The sequence below is a fragment of the Novosphingobium naphthalenivorans NBRC 102051 genome (assembly GCF_001590985.1).
Taxonomy (GTDB): Bacteria; Pseudomonadota; Alphaproteobacteria; order Sphingomonadales; family Sphingomonadaceae; genus Novosphingobium; species Novosphingobium naphthalenivorans.
On sequence record NZ_BCTX01000011.1, the window covers coordinates 63,582 to 84,258 of the forward strand.

The 20,677-nt window shown below is 60.9% G+C and carries 18 protein-coding genes and 1 pseudogene; 10 read left to right on the forward strand and 9 right to left on the reverse strand.

Going from position 1 to position 20,677, the window contains the following annotated elements; genetic code table 11:
• Window positions 1–46: 46 nt before the first annotated feature.
• The 8 genes and pseudogenes from NN5_RS05760 (at window position 47) to NN5_RS27165 (ending at window position 8,097) form a co-directional block, all read left to right on the forward strand.
• Complete coding sequence (locus NN5_RS05760; protein WP_067733072.1) at window positions 47–1,063, forward strand: AraC family transcriptional regulator; 1,017 nt, start codon at window positions 47–49, stop codon at window positions 1,061–1,063.
• Between the two features lie 207 nt (window positions 1,064–1,270).
• Window positions 1,271–2,308: a zinc-dependent alcohol dehydrogenase family protein gene (locus NN5_RS05765; RefSeq protein ID WP_067733073.1), complete on the forward strand. Its 1,038-nt coding sequence runs from the start codon at window positions 1,271–1,273 to the stop codon at window positions 2,306–2,308.
• A gap of 1,235 nt (window positions 2,309–3,543) precedes the next feature.
• Window positions 3,544–4,155, forward strand: coding sequence for a TetR/AcrR family transcriptional regulator (locus NN5_RS05770; protein WP_067733074.1), 612 nt, complete (start codon window positions 3,544–3,546; stop codon window positions 4,153–4,155).
• Between the two features lie 111 nt (window positions 4,156–4,266).
• Entirely contained in the window at window positions 4,267–6,018 is a 1,752-nt protein-coding gene (locus tag NN5_RS05775) for an acyl-CoA dehydrogenase C-terminal domain-containing protein (protein WP_067733075.1), read from the forward strand.
• A 70-nt stretch (window positions 6,019–6,088) separates the two neighbouring features.
• Window positions 6,089–6,238 (forward strand): hypothetical protein, encoded by a 150-nt coding sequence (locus NN5_RS25665; protein ID WP_157081033.1) that lies wholly within the window; start codon window positions 6,089–6,091, stop codon window positions 6,236–6,238.
• 51 nt (window positions 6,239–6,289) lie between these two features.
• Complete coding sequence (locus NN5_RS05780) at window positions 6,290–7,471, forward strand: acetyl-CoA C-acyltransferase family protein (RefSeq protein WP_067733076.1); 1,182 nt, start codon at window positions 6,290–6,292, stop codon at window positions 7,469–7,471.
• Window positions 7,472–7,542: 71 nt separating this feature from the next.
• Window positions 7,543–7,725: pseudogene (locus NN5_RS27160) on the forward strand (hypothetical protein); the annotation flags it as partial.
• 180 nt (window positions 7,726–7,905) lie between these two features.
• The gene (locus tag NN5_RS27165; protein ID WP_275489873.1) at window positions 7,906–8,097 is read left to right on the forward strand and encodes a biotin/lipoyl-containing protein; all 192 of its coding nucleotides are present in this window, start codon (window positions 7,906–7,908) and stop codon (window positions 8,095–8,097) included.
• Between the two features lie 66 nt (window positions 8,098–8,163).
• On the opposite strand, the gene NN5_RS05790 is transcribed toward NN5_RS27165, so the two are convergent.
• From NN5_RS05790 to NN5_RS05825, 8 genes are all read right to left on the reverse strand, one after another.
• Window positions 8,164–9,513, reverse strand: a complete 1,350-nt coding sequence (locus NN5_RS05790) for an NAD(P)/FAD-dependent oxidoreductase (protein WP_245656260.1) — start codon at window positions 9,511–9,513, stop codon at window positions 8,164–8,166.
• Complete coding sequence (locus NN5_RS05795) at window positions 9,514–10,065, reverse strand: HdeD family acid-resistance protein (protein ID WP_067733078.1); 552 nt, start codon at window positions 10,063–10,065, stop codon at window positions 9,514–9,516. It lies immediately after the preceding gene.
• Window positions 10,066–10,113: 48 nt separating this feature from the next.
• Window positions 10,114–10,950 carry a universal stress protein gene (locus NN5_RS05800; protein WP_084384764.1) on the reverse strand — a complete coding sequence of 279 codons (837 nt, stop codon included), beginning with the start codon at window positions 10,948–10,950 and terminating at the stop codon, window positions 10,114–10,116.
• Complete coding sequence (locus NN5_RS05805) at window positions 10,940–11,359, reverse strand: hypothetical protein (RefSeq protein WP_157081034.1); 420 nt, start codon at window positions 11,357–11,359, stop codon at window positions 10,940–10,942. The genes NN5_RS05800 and NN5_RS05805 overlap by 11 nt, the downstream gene beginning before the upstream one ends.
• Window positions 11,356–11,982 carry a TetR/AcrR family transcriptional regulator gene (locus NN5_RS05810; protein ID WP_067733081.1) on the reverse strand — a complete coding sequence of 209 codons (627 nt, stop codon included), beginning with the start codon at window positions 11,980–11,982 and terminating at the stop codon, window positions 11,356–11,358. The genes NN5_RS05805 and NN5_RS05810 overlap by 4 nt, the downstream gene beginning before the upstream one ends.
• Window positions 11,983–12,114: 132 nt before the next feature.
• Window positions 12,115–13,539, reverse strand: a complete 1,425-nt coding sequence (locus NN5_RS05815) for an efflux transporter outer membrane subunit (RefSeq protein ID WP_067733082.1) — start codon at window positions 13,537–13,539, stop codon at window positions 12,115–12,117.
• On the reverse strand, window positions 13,536–16,685 hold the full coding sequence (locus NN5_RS05820) for an efflux RND transporter permease subunit (RefSeq protein ID WP_067733083.1): 3,150 nt from the start codon (window positions 16,683–16,685) through the stop codon (window positions 13,536–13,538). The genes NN5_RS05815 and NN5_RS05820 overlap by 4 nt, the downstream gene beginning before the upstream one ends.
• Before the next feature lie 4 nt (window positions 16,686–16,689).
• Complete coding sequence (locus NN5_RS05825) at window positions 16,690–17,835, reverse strand: efflux RND transporter periplasmic adaptor subunit (protein ID WP_067733084.1); 1,146 nt, start codon at window positions 17,833–17,835, stop codon at window positions 16,690–16,692.
• A gap of 87 nt (window positions 17,836–17,922) precedes the next feature.
• On the opposite strand from NN5_RS05825, the gene NN5_RS05830 reads away from it, so the two are divergent.
• Entirely contained in the window at window positions 17,923–18,543 is a 621-nt protein-coding gene (locus NN5_RS05830; protein WP_157081035.1) for a TetR/AcrR family transcriptional regulator, read from the forward strand.
• Between the two features lie 26 nt (window positions 18,544–18,569).
• Window positions 18,570–19,379 carry an enoyl-ACP reductase FabI gene (fabI, locus tag NN5_RS05835; RefSeq protein WP_067733086.1) on the forward strand — a complete coding sequence of 270 codons (810 nt, stop codon included), beginning with the start codon at window positions 18,570–18,572 and terminating at the stop codon, window positions 19,377–19,379.
• Between the two features lie 122 nt (window positions 19,380–19,501).
• On the opposite strand, the gene NN5_RS05840 is transcribed toward fabI, so the two are convergent.
• The gene (locus tag NN5_RS05840) at window positions 19,502–20,539 is read right to left on the reverse strand and encodes an NADP-dependent oxidoreductase (RefSeq protein ID WP_067733087.1); all 1,038 of its coding nucleotides are present in this window, start codon (window positions 20,537–20,539) and stop codon (window positions 19,502–19,504) included.
• Between the last annotated feature and the right edge of the window lie 138 nt (window positions 20,540–20,677).

Genomic DNA, 20,677 nt, shown 5'->3' on the forward strand with positions numbered 1-20,677 from the left:
GAAGCGCAGGACTGCTAGCCGGACTGCGCCGCCGGGAGAATGGGATATGCTGGAAGCAGCACTGTTGAAGGACGGAAAAGGCGATCCGCTGCTAGACGGCAAGCTCAACGAGTCGCGTGAGTGGGGAGTCGTCAACCGCTTCTGCGAACAGACCTATACGCGCCTGTCCAGCCAGCCCCTGACAAGAGGTTTGGATCCCAATGCGACGATCCGGATGCTGAAGATCGGCAGAATAAAGTTCAGCCGCTTCTGCTTTGGAACGCCGACGAGAGCGGACGAGTTCGATCCCAGTTCCGGCAACATCATCGTGGTCAACACGCTTAAAGGGAGCGTCAGGCACCCCCTCGACGGCAATGCCATTGTCGATACGCGTCCCGGGGACAGCTATGTGGTCGATTGCAGCCGCATAGACTATTGGAATGTTGCGGACGGGCATGACCTCCAATTGAATTTGACGGTGCCCCATGCCCTCATGGAGGAGATGGCCGCCCGCTGGTATGGCTTTGTCCCGGACGACGATCTGTGGCGCAGGAGGCTGGTCTTCGGGAGGCGGGAGTCCGCCTGGCTGTCGCTCCTCGATTATGCCACCCGCTCGCTTGACGCGCGCCATGACGGCATCGGGCATGGCCTGATCGAGCAGCGCATCGAGGAGGCAATCTGCCTTGAACTGCTGCGCAACTGGGCGCGGGAAGCGGGCCTGTGCCTTGATACGGGCGCCCGGGCCGCAGCTCCCCACTATGTGCGCGAGGCCGAGCGGCTGATGATCGAATGCGCCGGTGCGGCGCCGTCGATCACCGATATCGCCATGAAGCTCGGCATCACTACGCGCAGCCTCTCGGAGGGGTTCAGGCGCTTTCGGGGCATTACGCCGCACGCTTTCCTCAATGCACAGCGCCTTGATGGGCTTCGGCAGGCCTTGCTGGCGGCAGCGCCGGGCGAATCCGCATCTTCGATCGCGCGGGCGAGGGGTTTTGTGAATTTGAGCGCCATGGCGGCGGGCTATCGCGCGCGCTTTGGAGAAACTCCGGCACAGACATTGCGCGGCGTGCGGCCCCGGTCCTGAACAAACCCGGCGAGGGGCGGGCATTCACGCAAAGTTTGCTTCCGATTACGATCCCGGATTTCCGAAAGCAGACAGTTCCCCATCCGCGGCATTCTCCTCATTCGGCGGGGAAAGACTAGATGCAGGATCGTGGAGACGATGGTCGTCGCCCGAATCTGCAACGCCCCTCATCGGGGTTCCTCCGCATAGGTACAGGAGAGGAAAGTCATGAAAGCGCTTATCTATCAGGGTCCCGGCAAGAAGGACTGGGTCGAGAAGGAAAAGCCCGAACTGCAGAAGCCGACCGACGTGATCGTGAAGATCACCAAGACGACGATCTGCGGAACCGACCTTCACATTCTCAAGGGCGACGTTCCGGCTGTGACGGAGGGCCGCACGCTTGGCCATGAAGGCGTCGGCATTGTCGAGGCGGTGGGCTCTGCCGTGCAGAACTTCAAGCCCGGCGATGCCGTGCTCATCTCCTGCGTGACCTCCTGCGGGAAATGTCCGAACTGCAAGCGTCAGCTCTATGCGCACTGTTCCGACGGTGGCTGGATCCTGGGGCACCTGATCGACGGCACGCAGGCGGAATATGTGCGGATCCCGCATGGCGACAATTCGCTCTATCCGATCCCCGAAGGCGCCGATGAAGAAGCTCTGGTGATGCTTTCGGACATCATGCCGACGGGCCTGGAAATCGGCGTCCAATCGGGCCGGGTGAAGCCGGGGGATACGATTGCCATCGTCGGAGCGGGGCCGGTGGGCATGTCGGTGCTGCTGACCGCGCAATTCTATTCGCCGGGCCGGATCGTGATGATCGACATGGACCCGGCGCGTCTGGAACTGGCGGCCCAGTTCGGAGCGACCGACACCATTCAGGTCGGTGCCGAAGATCCCGTCGCGCAGATCATGGAGATGACTGACGGGCTTGGTGTCGACGTGGCGATCGAAGCCGTTGGTGTGCCGGCGACATTCGACATCTGCCAGAAGATTGTCTCGGCGGGCGGAAACATCGCCAATGTCGGCGTGCACGGCAAGTCCGTGGAGCTGCACATCGAAGAGCTCTGGATCAAGAACATCAACATCTCGATGGGGCTGGTGTGCACCAATACCACGCCGATGCTCCTCAAGACCCTGCGCAACGGCAAGGTCGACCCCGCAAGGCTGGTGACCCATCGTTTTGCGCTGGATGAGATTCTGGACGCCTATGAAGTGTTCGGTAACGCCGGACGCGAAAAGGCGATGAAAGTCATATTGGCGATCTGAGCCCGGCGGCGGAACGCGCCAAGAGCGCGGGATTGGGCGGGCGGCGTCAGGCCGCCCGTTCCTGTCGATTCTTTTTCCGTCTGCGATTTTTGCATGGCGTCTCGCGAGGGGCGCCTTGCGGTATTTCCCTTCGCCCAGCATCGGATGCCGCCACCGGCGTCCGGCGTATCATGTCCCTGAGGGATCGTGCGCAGGGGGCCGTCTGGTTGGCGCGGATTTAAGGAACAGCCTGGATCAGGCCAAGGGGTGCGATATCGCACCGGCTTTCCCGAGAAAGGAAAGTGGCTCCCTTTTCAGGATACGTCTAAAACAATTTTGCTATTCTTAACCGATGAAGCTCGAAAAACAATATCGCGGTTCAGGGCTGTTGGACGATCATCGCTGTTCAAGTGCAAAGATGAGGCTGTTACGTTTGTTTCCGATGCGCCACTGGCATCTATCCGGGAACCTACGCACGGAATACGAAAGCGAGAGCGCGACCGCGCGGAGCGCATTAGACTCGCCGGTGGTCCCAAGCCTTCCTTGAGGCAGCGGGCTGTAGCCTTGGCTCAGGAACGAGGAGAAGTTCGTACCAAGGACCTCACCGATATCGGCGTTCACCGGTGCTATCTGTCTCGCATGTGTGATGAGGGGCTGCTGGTGAAGGTTGGCTTCGGGCGATATCGTGCCGCATCGTCTGGGTGATGGCCTGCTCATTGGGCGGGGTTCGAGAACCGAAGGGGAACGTGGCCAGCCAATCAGCATCATTGTCGCGGCCTGAAACTTTGCTGAGCCGGTCGATTCCACCTGATGGCCTGACAAACGCGCGAGGTACGGCAGTTTACAACCATGGAGAGCATGTGGGGCATCCAGCCGCTAATTGATCTGACACCTGGATGCCTCATCGCGATTCGGCTCGCAAGAGGAAGGGCATTGAAGTGCCGTTTCGGCGAAAATCGGCGCAAAGGAGCAAATTTGAGGCGTTCAGCGCGTATTTGAGTTTTGCTGCATGCCCCGACTCCATCATTCCACGCTGATTTCACCAGGTGCGTGAGGCCCAGCGCACCAAAGGCCAGTATCTATATGGGCAGCGCACAGGAGGACAGAAAGTGTGACGCACTTGCCGCACCGATCAGGAACCAGGCTGGCATGCCGCCCCGATGACCTGAGTCTCGTGCCACGAGGATCGTGACGACCAACGAGAAGTGGAAATTTGGGATGGCTACCAACACAAAATATCGGCAGGTGTCTAGCCGATGGCTGCAAACGACCGATCTTCGACTAAAGCGAGCTTAGAGGACGGCGCCCGTGTGCGCCGCCAGGAAATACTGGAAATCGCTGCACAGCTTTTCGCGCGCAAGGGCTACAGAGGCACGTCCATCCGCGACATCGGCGAGCAGGCCGGCGTGCTCGGCGGCTCCCTCTATCACCACATCAAATCCAAGGACTCGCTGTTTGTCGAACTGCACCATGCGGCGCTGGATGCTGCGGCCGAGAGACTTGCCGGAGCGGTTCAGGCTCAAGCTGATCCTTGGTCGAGGCTCGAGGCCGCATGCGTCGCGCTCATGGAAATCCAGCTCGACCCCAACTCGGCGACGCTGCCGATGATGAACGACTTCCGCGAAGTCCCGGACGCTGTGAGGCTGCAACTCGTTCGTCGGCGCGACGAATTCGAAGATCAGTTCAGGGGGCTGGTGGATGCGCTGCCGCTTCCGGGCGATATCGACCGCTCCATCTACCGTAATCTCCTGCTGTCGCAGCTCAACAAGGCCGCCGATTGGTATCGGCCCGGCCGCTTGTCGCCAGCGGAGATCGGCAGGCAGATCACCCGGATCTTCCGGCATGAGGCGGCGGCCGCAAAAGCCTGACGTCTACGTCCGGTCGTTCCAATCAGTTTTGAATCGGGCGTGGAGAGCAATCCGCTTGTGAGTGTAACAAGTGTTTGGTAACTCTCCATGTAACGATCGAAAGAGGATTGCATGCAGGATTACTGTGCCCCCATCGACGACTATCGCTTTCTCCTGACCGAGGTGCTCGGCTTCGACGCGGCGATGGCCGAGGCAGACGGAGGCGAGGTCGACGCGGACACGGCCGTCGCGATCCTGGAGGAGGCCGGGCGCCTGTGCGCCGACCGCCTCCATCCGTTGAACCGAAGCGGCGATGAGCATGGTTGCCACCTCGCGGGTGGCGAGGTCAGCACGCCAGCCGGATTCCCGGATGCGTGGCGTGCCTTCATTGATGGCGGATGGGCATCTCTGTCGGGCGATCCCGCCAATGGGGGGCAGGGGCTCCCCTTCATCCTGCAGCTTTGGCTCGACGAGATGATGGCGTCGGCGAACCTGTCTTTCGGTCTCTTCGCCGGGCTGACGCGGGGTGCGGCTGAAGCGATTGCCGCGCATGCCAGCGATGCTCTCAAGGAAATCTATCTGCCGCGGCTCGTCAGCGGCAAATGGACCGGCGCGATGGCGCTGACCGAAAGCAACGCGGGCAGCGATCTCGCGCAGCTCAAGTCCAAGGCCACGCCCAATGCCGATGGCAGCTACGCCATCTCGGGCACCAAGATCTTCATTTCGTCCGGCGACCATGATTTTGGCGGTAACATCGTCCATCTCGTGCTGGCGCGCCTTCCCGATGCGCCTCCGGGGGTGAAGGGGATCAGCCTTTTCCTTGTCCCCAAATTCATTCCCGGCGCGGACGGCGGCTTCACCGTCCGCAACGCGATGTCGGTCGGCGCGCTCGAAGAGAAGATGGGCATCCATGCCCAGCCCACCTGCGTCATGAACTATGACGGCGCTGTGGGATGGTTGGTGGGCGAGCCCCATCGTGGCCTCGCCGCGATGTTCACCATGATGAATGCCGAACGGCTGATGGTTGGCATTCAGGGGCTTGGCATCGCGAGCGCCGCCTATCAGCAGGCGGTTGCCTATGCCCGCGACCGGCTGCAGGGGCGCGGAGCCGACGGAAATCCGGGGCCCGTTCCGATCATCGGCCATGCCGACATCCGCCGCACCCTGCTGACGATCCGTGCCTTCGTCGAAGCCGGACGTGCGCTCGCAGGATGGACGGCGCTGCAACTCGACCGGGCGCATTCGCATCCCGATCCGCTCGAACGGGAGCGCAGCGACGGCCTGGTGGCACTGCTCACGCCGGTCATCAAAGCGGCCTTCACCGATTTCGGCTTCGAGAGCGCGGTTCATGCCCAGCAGGTGTTCGGGGGACATGGCTACATTCGCGAATGGGGCATGGAGCAATATGTCCGCGATGCCCGGATCGCCCAGATCTACGAGGGCACCAACGGCATCCAGGCTATGGATCTGGTCGGCCGCAAGATCGGACTGGCGAGTGGCGCCGTCGCGAACAGCTTCTTCGATCGGATAGAAGCCGATCTCACCGATGCCGCAACCGTGCCGGAGATCGACCTCGTGGCCCGGCGAGGCCTGGAGGCGTTGACGCTTCTGAGGGAGGCTACGGCCAGCCTGCAAGGTGCGGACCCGGACACGGCGGGCGCCGTCGCGGTGGACTATCTGCGCCTGTTCGCGCTCGTGGCGCTGGGCTGGATGTGGGCGCGGATGGCAGCCGCGGCGGCGCGCGGCGATGCCGCCCGACACGAGGCGAAGATCCATACCGCCCGTTTCTTCGCCCAACGCGTGCTCAACCAGGCCCATGCGCTCGCGCGGGCGGTGGCCGACGGCTCGGCATCGGTCGTGTCGCTTCCGGTCGATCAATTCTAGCGCAGAGGATATCCGGTGGCAGTCGCTGAGGAAAAGTTCGGCCCCGTTTCCTCGCGAGCGGGGCGGTCCGATGTTCCAGGCCGACCTGATGGGCTTGCCTGCCGCTCTGAACACGCTTCGCACCTATGCCGAGGGCCGCAACGGCTGGGCTTGGGCGCTGGCCGCGCTTTTGGTGGACCTCGCCGCGCGCAATGCCCGGTTCGAAGACCTCAACGGATGACGACGATGCCAGGACGCATCTGCGTCCGGGGCAGTGGAGCAGGAGTTTGGAATGGCTGACGTTTATCTTGTCTCAGCAGCGCGCACCGGGATCGGCAGCTTCGGCGGGTCACTCAAGGACCAGAGGCCAGGCGAGCTTGGCGGGCATGTCGCCCGGGCAGCGATCGAGCGCGCCGGTATCGGCCCCGACTTGGTGCAGAATGTGGTGTTCGGGAGTGTCGTCCCGACAGAACCGCGCGACGCCTACGTGTCGCGTATCGCGGCCGTCGGCGCGGGCATTCCGCATGAGGCTCCCGCACTCACCGTGAACAGGCTCTGCGGATCGGGGCTTCAGGCCATCATCTCGGCCGCGCAGTCCATCCTGCTCGGCGACCATGACATCGGCATCGGCGGCGGGGCGGAGATCATGAGCCGCGCGCCCTATTTCGCGCCCGCGGCCCGCTGGGGCCAGAAGATGGGCGACACCGCCATGCTCGACGGGCTGATCGGCGCGCTGTCTGATCCATTCCACGCTTATCATATGGGCGTGACCGCGGAGAACGTCGCGTCCCGCTTCGGCATCTCCCGCGACGAGCAGGACGCGCTTGCCTTCGAAAGCCAGAAACGCGCCGCGCACGCCATCGCGTCCGGCTATTTTCGTGACCAGATCGTGCCGGTCGAGATCAAGGCACGCGGCCAGGTGAAGACGTTCGATGTCGACGAGTTCGTCCGCCTGGATGCGGCCGCCGAGGATTTCGGGAAGCTCAAACCCGTGTTCCAGAAGGAGAACGGCACGGTCACGGCCGGCAATGCGTCGGGCATCAACGATGGCGCGGCGGCGGTGGTGCTGGCGAGCGCCGGGGCCGTAGACCGCCACGGGCTCAAGCCGCTCGCTCGGCTGGTTGCCTATGGCCATGCCGGTGTTGATCCCGCCTATATGGGGATCGGTCCCGTACCGGCGACGCGCAACGCGCTCGCGCGGGCTGGTCTCAAGGTCGAGGATCTCGACGTCATCGAAGCGAACGAGGCCTTTGCCGCGCAGGCCTGCGCCGTGGCGCGGGAGCTTGGCTTCGACCCGCAGAAGGTCAATCCCAACGGGAGCGGCATTTCGCTTGGGCATCCGATCGGCGCCACCGGCGCGATCATCACCACCAAGCTCGTCTATGAACTGCATCGCACCGGCGGCCGGTATGGACTGGCGACAATGTGCATTGGCGGAGGGCAGGGCATCGCCGCGATCTGGGAGCGGGTCTGATCTGCCGTCCTGGCCACGCGGAGCAGGCGGCGTGAGAATGCTTTTCCTCAAATAATCGTAAGGACGATACCGATGAAACTGCTGGTGCCCGTGCCGAAACCGAGTTCGCAAGCTACCTCATGTATCCCAAGGTATTCACGGCCTTCGCGGAGGCCAAGCGGCGCTATGGCCCCGTCGCAGCTCTGCCGACGCGGGTCTATTTCTATGGCATGGAGCCAGGGCAGGAGATCAACGTCGAGATCGAACGGGGCAAGACTTCGGTGATCACGTTGACCGCGATCGGCAGAACCGAAGAGGATGGCTCGGTTCGCGTGTTTTTCGAACTGAATGGGCAACCCCGTATCATCACCGTCGCCGATCGAAAGGCCAATGCGGGCAAGGCGGCGCGGGGCATGGCTGATGCATCGAATGAAAACCACATCGCTGCTGCACCCATGCCGGGCGTGGTCGCTATGGTAGCAATTGCGCAAGGCCAGGCGGTAAAGGCGGGCGATCTTCTGATCACGCTTGAAGCCATGAAGATTGAGACCGCGATCTCGGTGCCGAAGGAAGCGACGATTTCGGAAATTGCCGCGAAGACTGGACAGCCAATCGACGCCAAGAAACTGCTCGTTGTCCTCGATTGAGCTTGGCTTGGCGGACTCCGATCGTCGCCCGGCCGCCATCGGGCAAGAGGAACGCTTTCGGCAGGGTCAGGAGAACCTTCCCGGGGAGCGAACATGAGAGTCCAAAATGTCGACGAGCCATAAGAGGCTGCCTCGCAAAGGACCATATAGACGCGTCTGATGTCGCCGGTAGAGGAGAGAATGCCCGAGTTGCGCGACCCGACCACGCAGAAAGCCGCCTTCAAACAGACCAAAGCGGGCGAGTGTCCCATAGGCGTCATAACCACCGAGGGAGACCAGCGAGCCGAAATCGTGGTAACGGAAATCGGGAACACGGAGGCCTTGCACGATCGCGGGCAGATGCCGGCAAAGATACATGCATTGCTGATACGCTGCCTGTGCTGTCGTTGGTAAAGGAGCTTCGCCTTCGGAAGTCTGGACGCTTGCACAATCCCCCAGGGCGAGAATTTTGGGGTCGCCCACGGCCATGAGGGTTCTGTCGACGATCACTTGTCCCAACCGGCTATGTTGAAGCCCTTCTATATCTGCAATAAATGCCGGTGCGCGGACGCCGGCTGCCCATAGCTTCAGATCTGCATCGACCCTTCTGCCGTCTGCTAGGGCAAACCCCGTGTCGTCGGCTGATTGCACGCGCGCTGACATCAGAACGGTAATTCCCAGGCGCTCCAGCACTTCAAGAGCTGCCTGTGCAACCTTAGGAGGGAAGGGTCCCAGGATGCGATCCTGTGACTCTATGAGCGTTATCGAGAGATTGCCCCGTAAGCCCAGAGCCCCATGCAACTCCAGCACATCGGCCAACCGAATAAGCTCCGCGACAAGTTCGACGCCCGTCGCACCTGCTCCGACCACCGCGACCGATAGGGGCCGCTGGCTGGCGACGGACCGTATCAACGCTATCCGCAGCCTGTCGTTGAATGCGAGCGCCTCTCGCCGACTGTCGATGGTCATGCAATGCTCCGCGACACCGGGCGTTCCGAAATCATTGGCACGGCTTCCGGCTGCGAGGACCAGCGTATCATATTGAAGGGAGCGGGCGGGCAGCACCTCTTCACCGGTCGCCATGACCGGACCGATCCGAATGAGGGACCGCTCGCGATCGACGGCAACGACCTCGCCAAGCTCGAATGAGAAGCCCCTGCGGCGCGCTTGCGAGAGATAGGCGGTTTGATGGGCGCCGGTATCCGCCGTTCCAGCGGCAATGGTGTGGAGCATGGGTTTCCAGACATGAGCCAGTTCGCGATCGACAAGTCGAACATCCCAGCCCAGCTTGCGTGCAGGCTTGCCTGAAACATGGCTGGCAAGATCGAGGCCCGCGACACCTCCACCGACGACCACGATCTTGTGCTTTTCAGTCATGTCTATCCATTCTTGGAAATTTTCACTTGTTACGACTTCGTCTGACCACATGGTCGCCATTCAGAAATAGCGGCGCTGCCGCAGCCGAAGAGCCAGCCAGATCAGGAAAAGGCTGCGTACCAGAAGACTCAGGCCGATGGCGATGCCAACATAGGTGATGGCGACGATCGGATGCACAAAAAGCAAAGACAGCCCAAGTACTACGTTGACGATACTCAAGCAGATAAGCCAGGGCCGGTCTTCCCTTTTTCGTAGGGACGCGGAAAAGGTAAAGCGCGCTCCAACGAGAAGCCACGCACTGCTCAACCAAACGAGTGACAGGCCGCCGGCGAGCGGGTGAAAGAGGACTATGCCGCCCCCGATCAGGGTGAGAGCGCCAAAAAGCGCCTCCGAGCGATCCTTGCGGCGTCTGGAAAGCCCGGCGACGACCATGAGAACGCCATAGCCCAAAAGCCCGAAACCAAGTGCTGTGCCGGCGGACAGTCCGAAAAGAAATGGATGCAGAAGACCAAGCATGCCAAGTATTGCGACGGCAATGCCGTAGGCGAGCATCCAGGCCTGCTCGCTGCGTAAGAGGTGTCTGGTCACATGGTTGATCCGCTTTTTGGTCATCCAATCGCCCGGGTTGCCGAGAGTGCTGGAGCCGATTTTTAAGACAGCTTAGAGCGATAGGATGATTGGAATCGCCGAGTTTCTCAGCAAATGCCGAGTTGTTCCTCCTAAAACGCTCTCGCTCAACTTGGATCTTCCGTAAGCGCCCATGACGAGCAAATCAGCGCTGTTGCTTGTCGCGAAATCAAGAATGAGCTTTCCCGTTTCACGACCCTCGAGCAGGTGCAACTCGGCGTTGAGGCCACTTCGGGCGAGGTGCGCCTTCAACTCGCTGCCGGGATCGAAATCCACGATTTTGTGAGCGCCTATTTGCTGTACGACGACGACATCGATCCGCGCTGCCTCGAAGAGGAACGGCATCGCGTTCGCAACCGCCCGAGCGGCTTCGGCACTGCCATTCCAGGCAATGACAATGCTGTTCGGCATACGGCTGACCGGCCAATTCTCCGGTAAAAGGAGGACAGGTCGTCCCGACGCAAAAATCAACTCGCCAGATAGGCCGAGCCTCGTTTGTGCTTTGTTCGGCCGTGCTCCCCCGCCGATAATCGCAAGGCCCGCGTAACGGGCGTACAACATCAGCCTTTGATCACGTTCGTGGTTGAAGCGCCGCCATGTGCCCTGGAGATTTAAGTCGCAGATGATCTTGTCGAAGGCTGCCCGCATTTCGGCTTCTGCCGTACGCATGCTGTCACCGAATGTCTTAAGCATCTCCGTAATGCCGTCGCCAATCGCATAGTCCGAATGGAGATGTAGCTCGAGACCATCGACGACGAAGACGCATGTCAGATGTGCCCGCCATCTATGTGCCAGTTTTCCGGCATATGATAAACGAGTGTTCCAATGAGGCGTATCTTCCAGGAAGACAATGATATCCTTAGGTGTCATCGGGATTCTTTCTGGAGTGGTGGTTGTCGGGTAACGTCGTGGCGCGGTCGCGGCTCAAAATATTGCCGTTATCGATGCCTTCGAAGGAGGCGAAGCGTCGGACACCGTCAAAGACGTTTGAGTTGGCGCGACGCAGATATCGCCTCGCTGCCTCGAGCAAAGGCGGATCAATCTCTTCGAATCCGGTCACGTCACCGCCGGGTGCGAACTGCCACATCGCGAAAGCGCGCAAAGCTTCGAGTTGCGGATTGGCCAACGTCGTGACTCGCTCGACCCCGAAGACTGACAGGATGAAAGACATTCGCCTGCCATCTGGAGGTCTGGCGACGCGACGACGGTTTCGCGCATCGGCTATACCGATGAGCAAAGCGCTTTTCTGGATGCGCGTGAGAGGCGGAAGATGCATCATGTTCCCGCAACTCCCGCAGAAGCGAGCGGACCGGCGATCAACAAGAAGGATGAAACAGCCCGCTCAAGATGTTGGCGGCGCGCACCACCACTCGGAGGGGCCGCGACGCCCGCGAGAAGGCGTAACGGAAGATCGGCAACCACCAGTCCGGAAAATGCTGCGTATAAATCCTCAGGTCGGGCGCTCTGGCTGTCCGCTATCCATCTCCAGTCGGTGAAATATGCATGCAACTCGGCTTCAATGGGCGCGATTCCCGCATCATAGATAAACACGCCGAGATCAGACTCTCGCGGCACCTGGGGCAGCACGAGTTGCACCAGGTCGAGCCATTCTTTGGCGGTGACGAACCCTAAAAGCTGATCGGCGATGTCTACCAGAGTCGCAGCGAGATGGAGCCGCTTCCCTGCAAGGGGCGAGGTCGGCCGAATGCGCTCGAGACGATCCTGGATCAGCGCTTCAAACAGCCCTCGCTTGCTGCCGAACAAACTGTAGATCGTCCCTCGCGAGCCGCCTGTTTGCTCGATAATGTCGGTGATGCTCGTCCCGTCATAACCCTGCCTGAAAAAGCAGGCGGCGGCGCCGTCCAACATCCGTTGCCGCTTGAGCACGGTACCGGGCCGCATTCTGCGGGCGACAGCCTCATCTGGCGGTTTCCTCCCCGTGGATATGCGCCGATAATTCACGGTCTCGCACCCGCTATGGGGTTGCCTTCGTCCGTACGGCCGGGAGAGCTCGCGCGGCAGGTGGAGCGCAGATCAGCGCAAGCCACCGCCAAAAACCCTGTAAAGATCGACGAGGTTAGATTGCTTTGCCAACCTTGCGTCGATCAAGCTCTGTTGAGCGGCCAGAAGCGCTCGCTGGGCATCGAGGGTCGAAAGGAACGGATCCAATCCCCTGCGATAGCGCGCCTCGGCCAGTTGGTAGCTCTCGGCGCTCGCCCGCTCCAGCGATTGCTGGGCGTCGAGTTGCTCCGCGATCGTCGACCGCCGGGCGAGGGCGTCCGCCGCTTCCCGAAAAGCCGACTGGACAGCTTTCTCGTAGCTCGCGACCGCCGCATCCCGCTGTGCCTTCGTCGCCGCGAGATTGGCGCTGTTCCTGCCATAGTTGAAGATGGGCAGAGTTGCCGCGGGGCTGAAATTCCACGTGTCCGAGCCGGACTCGAACAGATGCGACAGGCCGGGAGCCATGGTTCCCACAGCTCCGGTCAACGAAATGCGGGGGAAGAAAGCCGCTCGCGCTGCGCCGATGTTGGCATTGGCGGCGATCAACTGGTGCTCGGCGGCGAGTACGTCGGGACGACCGACCAAGACCTCCGAACTCAGGTTCGGGGGCAATTGGTCAATCGTGTAGGAAGCTTCTCCCAGCCGGATAGGCAGCATGCCGTCGTCGGGTGATATGCCCATCAAAAGAGCGAGCGCATTGCGATCCTGGGCGACTGCGGTCCTTAGCTGGGCAACCGTGCTGCGCGCCTGTTCGAAACTGGTCTGCGCCTGCCGCACGTCGAGAGCCGAGGCATAGCCACGCTCATGCCGTGCGCGAGTGAGACCAAGTGTGCGTTCGAATGCATCGCGGCTTTGCGATGCGACATCGAGCCGCTCGGTGTCCGCACCCAGTGTTAGCCAAGCATTGGCGACTTCTCCCACAAGTGCAATCTGCGCCGCCTTGCGCGCTTCATCGGTCGAGAAATATTGTTCGAGCGCGGCCTTCGACAGGTTGCGAATGCGCCCGAAAAGGTCGATTTCCCAAGAAGCGCCGATGCTGGCTGACCAAGATTCCGGCGTCCTGTCGCCCCCGTAGAGCGCTGCCTGGTCGCGCGTTACACGCTGCATCGCGCCGCTCCCGTCGGCGGAGACGGTGGGAAGCAAGTCCGATCGCTGGACGCGATACGAGGCCCTCGCCGCCGCGACATTGGCGACCGCGACCCTCAGATCGCGATTGTTCCGTAGGGCCAGGTCGATCGCACCGCGCAGACGCTGATCGGTAAAAAATGCCTGCCAGCCGACCTCGGCGAGGGGCGTTTTGTTATCGTCGCCGAGTTGGGGAGGGTGCGCGTCGGCCGGCAGGCTGGCAGGTACAGGCAGCGACGGACGTCTATATTCCGGCGCAAAACTGCATCCGCCAAGGAGAATTGCGGTTGCGAGAACCGCCAAAGAGCAGCGCATGGAGATGTTCCTGTTCATTCCGCCGGCTCCGGCAGAGCGGTTTGCGGGGCATCATTCGGCTTGTCCTTGCCCCGAGTGATCCGGCTGACGAGGACGAAGAACAGCGGCACGAACATGATGGCGAGGACGGTGGCGGCCGCCATGCCGCCTGCTACCACGATGCCGATCGCATTCTGGCCGCCCGCGCCCGCCCCTTTTGAAAGGGCGAGAGGGATGATGCCGCCAATAAAGGCGAAGGACGTCATGAGGATTGGCCGCAATCGGAGCCGGGCAGCATAAAGCGCTGCTTCGATCGCCGTTGAGCCATTCCGTCGTTCGGCTTCGGCAAATTCCACGATCAGGATCGCGTTCTTGGCTGAAACACCAACGGTCGTGAGGAGTGCCACCTGGAAATAGACGTCATTGTTGAGGCCGCCGAGGGTCGCGGAAAGAACTGCGCCGAAGACGCCGAGCGGCGCGGCCGTCATCACCGCGAAAGGCACGGACCAGCTTTCATAAAGTGCCGCCAGGCAGAGGAAGACCATGAGCAGCGACAGCGCATACACGGCCATTGCCTGGTTTCCTGCAAGCCGTTCCTCATAGGATAGACCGGTCCATTCGAACCCGACGCCAGCCGGCAGCTTGGCGGCCATTTCCTCCATCGCCTTCATGGCCGTGCCGGAACTCTTGCCCGGCGCGGGCTCGCCCAGGATTTCGAAGGCAGGAAGGCCATTATAGCGCTCGAGACGAGACGAGCCGTACATCCAATGGGTGGACGCGATCGTCGAAAGCGGCGTCATCTCACCGGAGATGCCCCGGACGTTCCAGCGATCGAGATCGTCCGGCGCCTTGCGGAAAGGTTCGTCAGCCTGGACATAGACCTTCTTGACGCGGCCGCGATCGATGAAGTCGTTCACATAGGCGCCACCCCAGGCTGTCGAGATGGCGTCGTTCACATCGGCCTGGGAAAGGCCGTGCGCGCCCGCCGCTGCCTGATCGACGTCAATCTGCAACTGAGGCGCGTCCTCCTGGCCGTTGGGACGCACGGCGATCAGGTCGGGATTCTTCGCAGCCATGCCCAGAAGCTGGTTCCTGGCATCGAGCAACGCCTTGTGGCCAAGGCCGTTACGATCCTGAAGCTCGAAGTCGAAACCGGTCGCATTACCGAGTTCGATGATAGCCGGCGGAATGAAGGCGAAGACCGTCGCATCGCGCTCCTTAGCGATCGCGGCGTTGAGGCGCCCGGCGACTGCCGAAGCCGAATTTTCCTTGCCCGCGCGCTCGTCCCAGGGTGTCATGCCTACGAAGGCCATGCCGATGTTCTGGCCGCGTCCCGCCAGGCTGAAGCCGTTGACGGTGAAGACCGAAGCCACGTTGTGCCGTTCGTTCTTCTGGAGGAAGTCTGCGATCTTCTCGTTGACCTGGATGGTCCTCGAGACGCTGGCTCCGGCGGGCAACTGGACCAGCGCCATCACGGTGCCCTGGTCCTCATCCGGCAGGAAGCCAGTGGGCAGGCGAGCGAACAGTGCGGTCAGGCCGATGATGATGAGGCCATATAGCAAGAGAGAGCGCTTGGGGGATCGGATCGCCCGCGAAACGCCATTCTCATAGCGTGCCGCGCCGCGATCGAAGGTGCGGTTAAACCAGCCGAAGAAGCCCGTGGTTTTGCCGTGCGAACCCTTTGGGATGGGCTTGAGGATGGTCGAGCAGAGCGCGGGCGTCAGGACCAGCGCCACGAGCACCGAGAGCGCCATAGCGGACACGATGGTGACGGAAAACTGGCGGAAGATGATACCGGTCGACCCACCGAAGAAGGCCATCGGAATGAACACCGCCGAAAGCACAAGGCCGATGCCGATGAGCGCGCCGGAGATTTCTTCCATCGATTTGCGCGTCGCCTCAAGCGGCGGGAGGCCCTCTTCCGCCATGATGCGTTCGACATTCTCCACGACGACGATCGCGTCGTCGACGAGCAGACCTATGGCCAGCACCATGCCGAAAAGCGTGAGCGTGTTGATCGAGTATCCCATGGCCGCGAGCACGCCGAATGTGCCTAGCAGGACCACGGGGACCGCAATGGTCGGAATGAGCGTTGCCCGGAAGTTCTGCAGGAACAGCAGCATCACGAGGAAGACGAGAACCACCGCCTCGAACAGCGTTTGCACGACGTGATGGATCGAGACCCGCACGAAAGGTGTGGAGTCGTAGGCGAAAGCAACCTTCACGCCGGGCGGAAAAGTGCTCGACAGCTCATCGACCCGCGCTTTGAGCGCGTTGATCGTGTCAAGGGCGTTGGCGCCGGATGCCAGACGGATCGCAAAGCCTGCGGCAGGGTGGCCATTATATTTGGCGTCGACCTCATAGCTCTCGCTACCGATCTCGACACGCGCGACATCAGCAATCCTGACCGTCGACCCGTCGGTATTGGTGCGCAGCAATATCTGCCTGAACTGCTCAGGCGTGCGCAGGCGGGACTGGGCGTTGACAGTGGCATTGAGCTGCTGTTCGGGTCCCGAGGGTCGCGCGCCAACCTGACCGGCTGAGACCTGCGCGTTTTGAGCACGGATCGCCGCCTTCACATCGGCAGGGGTAAGTCCGAAGGTCTGAAGCTTGTAGGGATCGATCCAGATGCGCATCGCATATTGCGCGCCCAGCACGATCGTATCGCCAACGCCCGTGACGCGGCTCAGCGGATCCTGAAGCCGGGAGGATATGATGTCGCCAAGGTCGCCGCTGTCATATTTCCCGTCCTCCGAATAGACTGCGAGCACGGCAAGGAAGTTGATGGTGGACTTGGTAACGCGCATACCCTGCTGCTGCACTTCCTGTGGCAGCAGCGGCGTTGCGAGCTGAAGCTTGTTCTGTACCTGCACCTGGGCGATGTCGGGATCGGTACCCTGCTCGAAGGTGAGGGTAATCGTTACTGTGCCGGCGGATTCGCTCGTCGACGACATATAACGCAGATTGTCGATGCCCTTCATCTGCTGCTCGATCACCTGCGTGACGGTGTTTTCGAGCGTCTCAGCTGAAGCGCCAGGATAGGTGGCGTTGATCTGGATCGCAGGCGGTGCGATCGGGGGGAATTGCGAGATGGGCAGGCGAGTGATGGAAAGGCCGCCCACCAGCATGATGACGATGGCGATGACCCAGGCGAAAACCGGTCGATCTATGAAAAAGCGAGCCATGGGATCACCGTGCCGATGCGGTTTTGGAAAGGGACGCCCGAACCGGTTTTACCGTCGCGCCGGGTGTCGCGCGCTGAACGCCGTCGACGATCAATCGGTCGCCGGGCTGCAACCCGCTGGCAATCAACCAGCGGTCGCCCACGGCGCGCACCGTCTCGATATGGCGCTGTTCGACCTTGTCGCCTTTGCCGACCACCAGCGCGGTGGCGCGGCCGCGCTCATCGCGCGTAACGCCTTGCTGCGGAACCAGGATCGCGTGATCCTCAACGCCATCGACCAGCTTGGCCTTGACATACATGCCGGGCAGAAGCGTTCCCGTGGGGTTGGGGAAGACCGCGCGCAGAATGACGGCGCCTGAGCTGGGATCGACCGACACCTCGCTGAACCGCAAGGAACCCTTGATCGGATAAGGGCTTCCATCCGGCAGGGTGAGGCTCACCGGCGCCTCGGCATTGCGTGCTTCGCCCTTGGCAAAGGCATTCTTCAGGCGCAGCAACTCCGCGCTCGACTGCGGCACGTCCACGAAGATCGGGTCCAGGGTCTGGATCGTTGCAAGTGGAGCAGCCTGTCCTGTTGTGACCAACGCGCCAGCGGTAATGAGCGAGCGGCCGATGCGGCCGCTGATCGGAGCGGTGATGCGAGTGAATTCAAGATCGATCTTGGCCGAGCGGACTGCAGCCCTCGCGGATTCGACGTCGGCGACTGCCTGACCCCGCGCCGAGGCTGCATCATCCGCGTCCTGGCGGCTCACCGCATCAATCCCCACCAGATCCTTCGTCCGGGACGCGCGGCTGTTCACTGAAACCAGGGTTGCCTCCGCGCGGGCGAGCGAGGCCCGCGCCTTGTCGAAGGCCGCCTGATAGGGAGCCGGGTTGATCTGGTAGAGGAGCTGCCCCTTGGAAACATAGGCGCCTTCCTCGAACAGCCTGCGCAGAACGATGCCGCTGATTTGCGGGCGGACCTCGGAGATCAGCGAGGGACTCGTGCGTCCGGCAAGCTCGGTCACCAGCGTTGCCGGTGCGGATTCGACCGTGACAATCCCGACTTCCGCCGGACCCGGTGTGGGTTGGCTACCGCCATGATTGCAAGCCGCGGTGCCCAAAACCAGGGCAAGTGCGAGCGCGGAGCGCCGCATTGGGGATCGTTTCATCGGCCAACCCTTAGAAAATGAGAGCAATCGTTCACTCTTTATTTTTGTGCCGCTAATCTGCTAGGCGTGATTCGTCAAGAATGAGGTTTGAGAAAAATCACGATGGTTAAGACCCCGGATGCTATCGCCAGGCAGCAGCAGCGCGCCGAAATGCGCCGCGATCAGGTGCTGGACGCTGCGCGCGCCTGTTTTCTGCGAGAGGGATTTCATGCCGCGAGCGTCAATCGCATCGCGGCCGAGGCCGGCATGAGTGTTGGCCACCTCTATCGTTATTTCGAGAGCAAGGAGGAGATCATCGTTGCGCTTTGCGAACGCAACCTGGACGAGTTTCTGAGCCACGCGCCCGTCCTTCCGCCCAATCAGAGGGCCGACGGTGAGGCTATGATCGCAGCGAGCCTCGCGGAATTCGATGCGCTGATCGATCGAAGTCATGCCGGCTTCGCAATGGAAGTTTTGGCCGAGGCCGCGCGCAGCGAGGCCGTTCAGGCAATCGTGACCGAGAACGACCGCAAGTTTCGCGACAGCCTGAGGGACCTGATGGTCCCTCTTCTATCAGCGAAAACGCAGGATGTGGTCGAGGAGAGGGTGGAAATGGCGCTGCTCCTCCTTCACGGCCTCATGATGCGCACGATGAGCGGATTGACGTCCCAGGATGTCGAGCGCCTCAAGATTGCATTCCAATATCTTATGCGAGCAATCCTGCTCTAAAAAATAAATAGTCTAGGACATGGTGCATGACGAATCTGATGACGGGCAAGCGAGGCCTGATCATGGGCTTGGCCAATGACAAGTCACTTGCCTGGGGTATCTCGAAAGCCCTGTATCAACAGGGCGCCGAACTGGCATTTTCATATCACGGGCCGGCTCAGGAACGGCGGGTGCGTCCGTTGGCTGGACAATTGGACTCAGATTTCCTGGTCGAGTGCGATGTCGCCGACATGGCTGACCTTGATGCTCTCTTTGCCCAAATCCAACAACACTGGGATACATTGGATTTCGTTGTCCATGCTATCGGTTTCTCGGACAAGAATGAACTGCGTGGAAAATATGCCGATACAAGTCTGGAAAATTTCGTTCGTACTATGAACATATCGGTATATAGTCTTGTAGCCATCGCCAAGCGAGCGTCTCTGCTCATGAAAGATGGGGGTTCGATCCTGACGTTGAGCTATTATGGAGCCGAAAAAGTTCTTCCTAACTACAATGTGATGGGTGTGGCTAAGGCTGCTTTGGAAACCAGTGTCAAGTATCTCGCATCTGATTTCGGTCCGCAGGATATTCGAGTCAACGCCATTTCAGCAGGGCCAATCAAGACATTGGCTTCCAGCGGGATCGGTGATTTTCGCTATATCCTGAAATGGAATGAACATAATTCGCCTCTTCGCCGCAACGTCACGGTGGAGGATGTGGGAGGAGCTGCACTCTACCTGCTTTCCGATCTGGCAAGTGCGGTGACGGGGGAAATCCACCATGTCGACGCAGGCTACAACATCATCGGCATGAGAGCCGAAGATGCTCCCAATTTTACGAACGCATCAGCCTAAGTGCTCTGCCAGCCGGTAACGATCTGCGTTGAGTTCAGAATATCTACCAGATTGTCCCATCGTCGTCGGTTGTGCCCCGCCGGCTGCCTGGCTTGGAGGGCGCTCATCCTGTGTCTTGCGCCCTATTCGCCTAGATAGATCAGCGATTTTCCGTTGTTCCGTCCATCATAGAGGCGAGCGATCGCCCCTGGGGCGTGGAGAAGGCCGGTCACAATGTCTTCCTCGTAGTGCAACATTCCAGATCGGATCCGGCCAGTGAGATCGGCAAGAGCCCCGGGAAAATCCTCGCTATGGTCGAAGACCAGCAAGCCCGACCAGATTAGGCGACGCGTCAGTATTTCCCGTTCTGCACGTAAGCCGGTGGGGGTAGGGGACCATTGAGATACTGCGGCCGTCCCGCATTGTACGATACGACCGCCCGTCTTCATCCTTCGGAGCGCCTGATCGAGAAGGTCGCCCCCGGTATTGTCGAAAAAGACGTCAATTCCATCGGGAACAAGCCGATCGAGCAATGATGCTGCATCGGCCGACTTGTAGTTGGCGGCCGCTGCATAGCCGAACCGGGACGTGCAACGCGCGAACTTGGCGTCGTCACCGGCAAGGCCAATGACATGGAATGCCCTGGCCTGCGCCAGCTGGCCGACAAGGCTGCCCACCGCGCCCGCGGCAGTCGTGACCAATATGGTGTCCCCTGCCTTCGGACGACCGAGCTTGAAGAGGCCGAGATAGGCAGTCAGTCCATTGATACCGAGAACTCCGGCATAGGCAGAGAGGGGAGCCTGGATCACGTCGATTCGCGTCACCACCGCTTGAGGCCCGACGACCGCATAATCCTGCCAGCCGAACCAGCCATAGAGATGCAGGCCCTCCGGGAATTCCGCATGACGGCTTTCGACGATCACGCCTACAGCGAGTGCGCGCATTACGTCGCCGACAGGGACCGGCTGCGAATAATTGCTTCCCTCGTTTGTCCACCCTCGCTGCGCCGGATCGACCGAAAGATAGATATTGCGCACGCGAAACTGGCCTTCGGCCAGCGACTCCAGTGACGCTTCGTCAAACGTGAAATGACTGGCTTGCGGGATGCCGACGGGACGACTGGACAGGATCACGCGGCGGTTTCTACCGGGAAGGTTCCGAGGGGTGGCAGGCGTGGACATGCAGATATCCTGAAAGCTTCATGTTGCCATGACGTGTGGAAAAACGGAGTCGTCGTCCTTCGAATATCTTCCTAATGTGGCCGTGCCCACTCAGACATTCTCGGCTGCGATTAGTGGCCTAGCGGGAAAGAGGCAGAA

Bases quoted from the DNA above. Each gene is read 5' to 3' on its own strand.
- NN5_RS05760 (WP_067733072.1), top strand. From the start codon at position 47: ATGCTGGAAGCAGCACTGTTGAAGGACGGAAAAGGCGATCCGCTGCTA.
- NN5_RS05765 (WP_067733073.1), top strand. From the start codon at position 1,271: ATGAAAGCGCTTATCTATCAGGGTCCCGGCAAGAAGGACTGGGTCGAG.
- NN5_RS05770 (WP_067733074.1), top strand. From the start codon at position 3,544: ATGGCTGCAAACGACCGATCTTCGACTAAAGCGAGCTTAGAGGACGGC.
- NN5_RS05775 (WP_067733075.1), top strand. From the start codon at position 4,267: ATGCAGGATTACTGTGCCCCCATCGACGACTATCGCTTTCTCCTGACC.
- NN5_RS25665 (WP_157081033.1), top strand. From the start codon at position 6,089: ATGTTCCAGGCCGACCTGATGGGCTTGCCTGCCGCTCTGAACACGCTT.
- NN5_RS05780 (WP_067733076.1), top strand. From the start codon at position 6,290: ATGGCTGACGTTTATCTTGTCTCAGCAGCGCGCACCGGGATCGGCAGC.
- NN5_RS27165 (WP_275489873.1), top strand. From the start codon at position 7,906: ATGCCGGGCGTGGTCGCTATGGTAGCAATTGCGCAAGGCCAGGCGGTA.
- NN5_RS05790 (WP_245656260.1), bottom strand. From the start codon at position 9,513: ATGGCGACCATGTGGTCAGACGAAGTCGTAACAAGTGAAAATTTCCAA.
- NN5_RS05795 (WP_067733078.1), bottom strand. From the start codon at position 10,065: ATGACCAAAAAGCGGATCAACCATGTGACCAGACACCTCTTACGCAGC.
- NN5_RS05800 (WP_084384764.1), bottom strand. From the start codon at position 10,950: ATGACACCTAAGGATATCATTGTCTTCCTGGAAGATACGCCTCATTGG.
- NN5_RS05805 (WP_157081034.1), bottom strand. From the start codon at position 11,359: ATGATGCATCTTCCGCCTCTCACGCGCATCCAGAAAAGCGCTTTGCTC.
- NN5_RS05810 (WP_067733081.1), bottom strand. From the start codon at position 11,982: ATGCGGCCCGGTACCGTGCTCAAGCGGCAACGGATGTTGGACGGCGCC.
- NN5_RS05815 (WP_067733082.1), bottom strand. From the start codon at position 13,539: ATGAACAGGAACATCTCCATGCGCTGCTCTTTGGCGGTTCTCGCAACC.
- NN5_RS05820 (WP_067733083.1), bottom strand. From the start codon at position 16,685: ATGGCTCGCTTTTTCATAGATCGACCGGTTTTCGCCTGGGTCATCGCC.
- NN5_RS05825 (WP_067733084.1), bottom strand. From the start codon at position 17,835: ATGAAACGATCCCCAATGCGGCGCTCCGCGCTCGCACTTGCCCTGGTT.
- fabI (WP_067733086.1), top strand. From the start codon at position 18,570: ATGACGAATCTGATGACGGGCAAGCGAGGCCTGATCATGGGCTTGGCC.
- NN5_RS05840 (WP_067733087.1), bottom strand. From the start codon at position 20,539: ATGTCCACGCCTGCCACCCCTCGGAACCTTCCCGGTAGAAACCGCCGC.